The following is a 5,513-nucleotide window of genomic DNA, read 5'->3' on the forward strand; positions in this document are numbered from 1 at the left end:
AGCGGCTTTAACCGGACGCTCGACGCCATTAATAATGTTTTCCGTAAATTCAGCGCCTTCCATGATGAGACAGGCCGTTTGAATGTTGACGGGATGAACATAATAAGCAATGACGGCAGCAATAAACTCAACAGGAGCAGGAAAGCGAGGGTATCCTACAAAGTCCAGCGTACCATAAACGCAAGCCTCAACGCAGCGACGAGCACGAGAGCGGTCAGTAGCAATCCAAACTTTGTTACTCGTCAGAAAATCGAAATCATCTTCGGTTAAATCCAAAACGGCAGAAGCCTGAATGAGCTTAATAGAGGCCAAAGCGGTCTGGAAACGTACGGATTGTTCAGTAACTTGACTCATGATTTCTTACCTATTAGTGGTTGAACAGCATCGGACTCAGATAGTAATCCACGCTCTTTTAAAATGTCAACAAGAGAATCTCTACCATGAACAAAATGTGACTCATATCTAAACCAGTCCTTGACGAACGTGCCAAGCATATTAAGCCACTTCTCCTCATCCAACGCGTCAGTTTTTGACAGAATCGTTAGTTGATGGCGAAAGGTCGCAAAGTAAGAGCTTCTCGAGCTGCGCAAGGATAGGTCGAATTTTCTCATTTTCCGCCAGCAGTCCACTTCGATTTAATTCGTAAACAAGCAGTAGTAATTCCTGCTTTATCAAGATAATTTTTCGACTCATCAGAAATATCCGAAAGTGTTAACTTCTGCGTCATGGAAGCGATAAAACTCTGCAGGTTGGATACGCCAATCATTTTTATCGAAGCGCGCATAAATTTGAGCAGATTTGTCGTCACAGGTTGCGCCGCCAAAACGTCGGCTACAGTAACTTTTCCCAGCCTCAATCTCATCTCTCTTTTTGCGTTCTGCTTCAATATCTGGTTGAACGGCGTCGCGTCGTAACCCAGCTTGGTAAGTTGGATTAAGCACTCCGTGGACAGATTTGTCATTGTGAGCATTTTCATCCCGAAGTTGCGGCTCATTCTGATTCTGAACAGCTTCTTGGGAAGTAGCGACAGCTTGGTTTTTAGTGAGTTGTTCCATTCTTTAGCTCCTAGACCTTTAGCAGCAAGGTCCATATCTGACTTTTTGTTAACGTATTTAGCCACATAGAAACCAACAGCCATATAACTGGTAGCTTTAAGCGGCTCACCTTTAGCATCAACAGGCCACAACCAACCAGAACGTGAAAAAGCGTCCTGCGTGTAGCGAACTGCGATGGGCATACTGTAACCATAAGGCCACGTATTTTGCAAGCTATTTAACTGGCGGCGATTGCGTACCCGACGACCAAAATTAGGGTCAACGCTACCTGTAGGAAGTGTCCGCATAAAGTGCACCGCATGGAAATGAAGACGGCCATTAGCTGTACCATACTCAGGCACACAAAAATACTGATAGCAGTCGGCGTGTGAATCATTAGCCTTGCGACCCTCGGCAGCAAGAACCATACGACCAATATCACGAAAATAGTCACGCAAAGCATTGGGATTATCATAAAACGCCTCTAATCGGTCGTCAGCCAACGTGAGAGTGTCAAAAACGATAAACCAACCATCAGCATGAGCCTGTCGCATTGCATTCATCAAACGCTGAATAGCAAAGCCTCTACGCGATTTCATAGTGGAGGCCTCCAGCAATCTTGAACACTCATCCTTAATACCTTTCTTTTTGGGGTAATTATACTCATCGCGAATATCCTTAAGAGGGCGTTCAGCAGCCAGCTTGCGGCAAAACTGCGTAACCGTCTTCTCGTTCTCTAAAAACCATTTTTCGTCCCCTTCGGGGCGGTGGTCTATAGTGTTATTAATATCAAGTTGGGGGAGCACATTGTAGCATTGTGCCAATTCATCCATTAACTTCTCAGTAACAGATACAAACTCATCACGAACGTCAGAAGCAGCCTTATGGCCGTCAACATACATATCACCATTATCGAACTCAACGCCCTGCATACGAAAAGACAGAATCTCTTCCAAGAGCTTGATGCGGTTATCCATCTGCTTATGGAAGCCAAGCATTGGGGATTGAGAAAGAGTAGAAATGCCACAAGCCTCAATAGCAGGTTTAAGAGCCTCGATACGCTCAAAGTCAAAATAATCAGCGTGACATTCAGAAGGGTAATAAGAACGAACCATAAAAAAGCCTCCAAGATTTGGAGGCATGAAAACATACAATTGGGAGGGTGTCAATCCTGACGGTTATTTCCTAGACAAATTAGAGCCAATACCATCAGCTTTACCGTCTTTCCAGAAATTGTTCCAAGTATCGGCAACAGCTTTATCAATACCATGAAAAATATCAACCACACCAGAAGCAGCATCAGTGACGACATTAGAAATATCCTTTGCAGTAGCGCCAATATGAGAAGAGCCATACCGCTGATTCTGCGTTTGCTGATGAACTAAGTCAACCTCAGCACTAACCTTGCGAGTCATTTCTTTGATTTGGTCATTGGTAAAATACTGACCAGCCGTTTGAGCTTGAGTAAGCATTTGGCGCATAATCTCGGAAACCTGCTGTTGCTTGGAAAGATTGGTGTTTTCCATAATAGACGCAACGCGAGCAGTAGACTCCTTCTGTTGATAAGCAAGCATCTCATTTTGTGCATATACCTGGTCTTTCGTATTCTGGCGTGAAGTCGCCGACTGAATGCCAGCAATCTCTTTTTGAGTCTCATTTTGCATCTCGGCAATCTCTTTCTGATTGTCCAGTTGCATTTTAGTAAGCTCTTTTTGATTCTCAAATCCGGCGTCAACCATACCAGCAGAGGAAGCATCAGCACCAGCACGCTCCCAAGCATTAAGCTCAGGAAATGCAGCAGCAAGATAATCACGAGTATCCTTTCCTTTATCAGCGGCAGACTTGCCACCAAGTCCAACCAAATCAAGCAACTTATCAGAAACGGCAGAAGTGCCAGCCTGCAACGTACCTTCAAGAAGTCCTTTACCAGCTTTAGCCATAGCACCAGAAACAAAACTAGGGACGGCCTCATCAGGGTTAGGAACATTAGAGCCTTGAATGGCAGATTTAATACCAGCATCACCCATGCCTACAGTATTGTTATCGGTAGCAAGCACATCACCTTGAATGCCACCGGAGGCGGCTTTTTGACCGCCTCCAAACAATTTAGACATGGCGCCACCAGCAAGAGCAGAAGCAATACCGCCAGCAATAGCACCAAACATAAATCACCTCACTTAAGTGGCTGGAGACAAATAATCTCTTTAATAACCTGATTCAGCGAAACCAATCCGCGGCATTTAGTAGCGGTAAAGTTAGACCAAACCATGAAACCAACATAAACATTATTGCCCGGCGTACGGGGAAGGACGTCAATAGTCACACAGTCCTTGACGGTATAATAACCACCATCATGGCGACCATCCAAAGGATAAACATCATAGGCAGTCGGGAGGGTAGTCGGAACCGAAGAAGACTCAAAGCGAACCAAACAGGCAAAAAATTTAGGGTCGGCATCAAAAGCAATATCAGCACCAACAGAAACAACCTGATTAGCGGCGTTGACAGATGTATCCATCTGAATGCAATGAAGAAAACCACCATTACCAGCATTAACCGTCAAACTATCAAAATATAACGTTGACGATGTAGCTTTAGGTGTCTGTAAAACAGGTGCCGAAGAAGCTGGAGTAACAGAAGTGAGAACCAGCTTATCAGAAAAAAAGTTTGAATTATGGCGAGAAATAAAAGTCTGAAACATGATTAAACTCCTAAGCAGAAAACCTACCGCGCTTCGCTTGGTCAACCCCTCAGCGGCAAAAATTAAAATTTTTACCGCTTCGGCGTTATAACCTCACACTCAATCTTTTATCACGAAGTCATGATTGAATCGCGAGTGGTCGGCAGATTGCGATAAACGGTCACATTAAATTTAACCTGACTATTCCACTGCAACAACTGAACGGACTGGAAACACTGGTCATAATCATGGTGGCGAATAAGTACGCGTTCTTGCAAATCACCAGAAGGCGGTTCCTGAATGAATGGGAAGCCTTCAAGAAGGTGATAAGCAGGAGAAACATACGAAGGCGCATAACGATACCACTGACCCTCAGCAATCTTAAACTTCTTAGACGAATCACCAGAACGGAAAACATCCTTCATAGAAATTTCACGCGGCGGCAAGTTGCCATACAAAACAGGGTCGCCAGCAATATCGGTATAAGTCAAAGCACCTTTAGCGTTAAGGTACTGAATCTCTTTAGTCGCAGTAGGCGGAAAACGAACAAGCGCAAGAGTAAACATAGTGCCATGCTCAGGAACAAAGAAACGCGGCACAGAATGTTTATAGGTCTGTTGAACACGACCAGAAAACTGGCCTAACGACGTTTGGTCAGTTCCATCAACATCATAGCCAGATGCCCAGAGATTAGAGCGCATGACAAGTAAAGGACGGTTGTCAGCGTCATAAGAGGTTTTACCTCCAAATGAAGAAATAACATCATGGTAACGCTGCATGAAGTAATCACGTTCTTGGTCAGTATGCAAATTAGCATAAGCAGCTTGCAGACCCATAATGTCAATAGATGTGGTAGAAGTCGTCATTTGGCGAGAAAGCTCAGTCTCAGGAGGAAGCGGAGCAGTCCAAATGTTTTTGAGATGGCAGCAACGGAAACCATAACGAGCATCATCTTGATTAAGCTCATTAGGGTTAGCCTCGGTACGGTCAGGCATCCACGGCGCTTTAAAATAGTTGTTATAGATATTCAAATAACCCTGAAACAAATGCTTAGGGATTTTATTGGTATCAGGGTTAATCGTGCCAAGAAAAGCGGCATGGTCAATATAACCAGTAGTGTTAACAGTCGGGAGAGGAGTGGCATTAACACCATCCTTCATGAACTTAATCCACTGTTCACCATAAACGTGACGATGAGGGACATAAAAAGTAAAAATGTCTACAGTAGAGTCAATAGCAAGGCCACGACGCAATGGAGAAAGACGGAGAGCGCCAACGGCGTCCATCTCGAAGGAGTCGCCAGCGATAACCGGAGTAGTTGAAATGGTAATAAGACGACCAATCTGACCAGCAAGGAAGCCAAGATGGGAAAGGTCATGCGGCATACGCTCGGCGCCAGTTTGAATATTAGACATAATTTATCCTCAAGTAAGGGGCCGAAGCCCCTGCAATTAAAATTGTTGACCACCTACATACCAAAGACGAGCGCCTTTACGCTTGCCTTTAGTACCTCGCAACGGCTGCGGACGACCAGGGCGAGCGCCAGAACGTTTTTTACCTTTAGACATTACATCACTCCTTCTGCACGTAATTTTTGACGCACGTTTTCTTCTGCGTCAGTAAGAACGTCAGTGTTTCCTGCGCGTACACGCAAGGTAAACGCGAACAATTCAGCGGCTTTAACCGGACGCTCGACGCCATTAATAATGTTTTCCGTAAATTCAGCGCCTTCCATGATGAGACAGGCCGTTTGAATGTTGACGGGATGAACATAATAAGCAATGACGGCAGCAATAAAC

General features: G+C 44.7%; 9 protein-coding genes. All 9 read right to left on the bottom strand.

What is annotated here, in order from left to right:
• On the bottom strand, positions 1-354 hold a 354-nt coding region (locus FFT10_RS28955), incomplete at its 3' end, for an external scaffolding protein D (RefSeq protein WP_137736058.1).
• Positions 351-590, bottom strand: coding sequence for a phage DNA packaging protein C (locus FFT10_RS28960; protein ID WP_016670801.1), 240 nt, complete (start codon positions 588-590; stop codon positions 351-353). The genes FFT10_RS28955 and FFT10_RS28960, both read right to left, overlap by 4 nt.
• The gene (locus FFT10_RS28965; protein ID WP_435988044.1) at positions 523-675 is read right to left on the bottom strand and encodes a hypothetical protein; all 153 of its coding nucleotides are present in this window, start codon (positions 673-675) and stop codon (positions 523-525) included. Before FFT10_RS28965 ends, FFT10_RS28960 begins: the two co-directional genes overlap by 68 nt.
• Positions 608-2,149 carry a replication endonuclease gene (locus FFT10_RS28970; RefSeq protein WP_000252566.1) on the bottom strand — a complete coding sequence of 514 codons (1,542 nt, stop codon included), beginning with the start codon at positions 2,147-2,149 and terminating at the stop codon, positions 608-610. Before FFT10_RS28970 ends, FFT10_RS28965 begins: the two co-directional genes overlap by 68 nt.
• Positions 2,150-2,212: 63 nt before the next feature.
• Positions 2,213-3,199 carry a Minor spike protein gene (locus FFT10_RS28975; RefSeq protein WP_000466547.1) on the bottom strand — a complete coding sequence of 329 codons (987 nt, stop codon included), beginning with the start codon at positions 3,197-3,199 and terminating at the stop codon, positions 2,213-2,215.
• 8 nt (positions 3,200-3,207) lie between these two features.
• Entirely contained in the window at positions 3,208-3,735 is a 528-nt protein-coding gene (locus tag FFT10_RS28980; RefSeq protein ID WP_000487867.1) for a hypothetical protein, read from the bottom strand.
• 110 nt (positions 3,736-3,845) lie between these two features.
• Positions 3,846-5,129: a major capsid protein gene (locus FFT10_RS28985; RefSeq protein WP_000065572.1), complete on the bottom strand. Its 1,284-nt coding sequence runs from the start codon at positions 5,127-5,129 to the stop codon at positions 3,846-3,848.
• A 36-nt stretch (positions 5,130-5,165) separates the two neighbouring features.
• A complete protein-coding gene (locus FFT10_RS28990) occupies positions 5,166-5,282 on the bottom strand; it encodes a phage DNA packaging protein J (RefSeq protein ID WP_000033471.1) in 117 nt (38 codons plus the stop codon).
• Positions 5,282-5,513: scaffolding protein D (locus FFT10_RS29000; protein ID WP_019843257.1), on the bottom strand; the 232-nt coding region annotated here is incomplete at its 5' end. The genes FFT10_RS28990 and FFT10_RS29000, both read right to left, overlap by 1 nt.

The organism is Pseudaquabacterium pictum, from assembly GCF_005403045.1.
GTDB lineage: Bacteria > Pseudomonadota > Gammaproteobacteria > Burkholderiales > Burkholderiaceae_C > Pseudaquabacterium > Pseudaquabacterium pictum.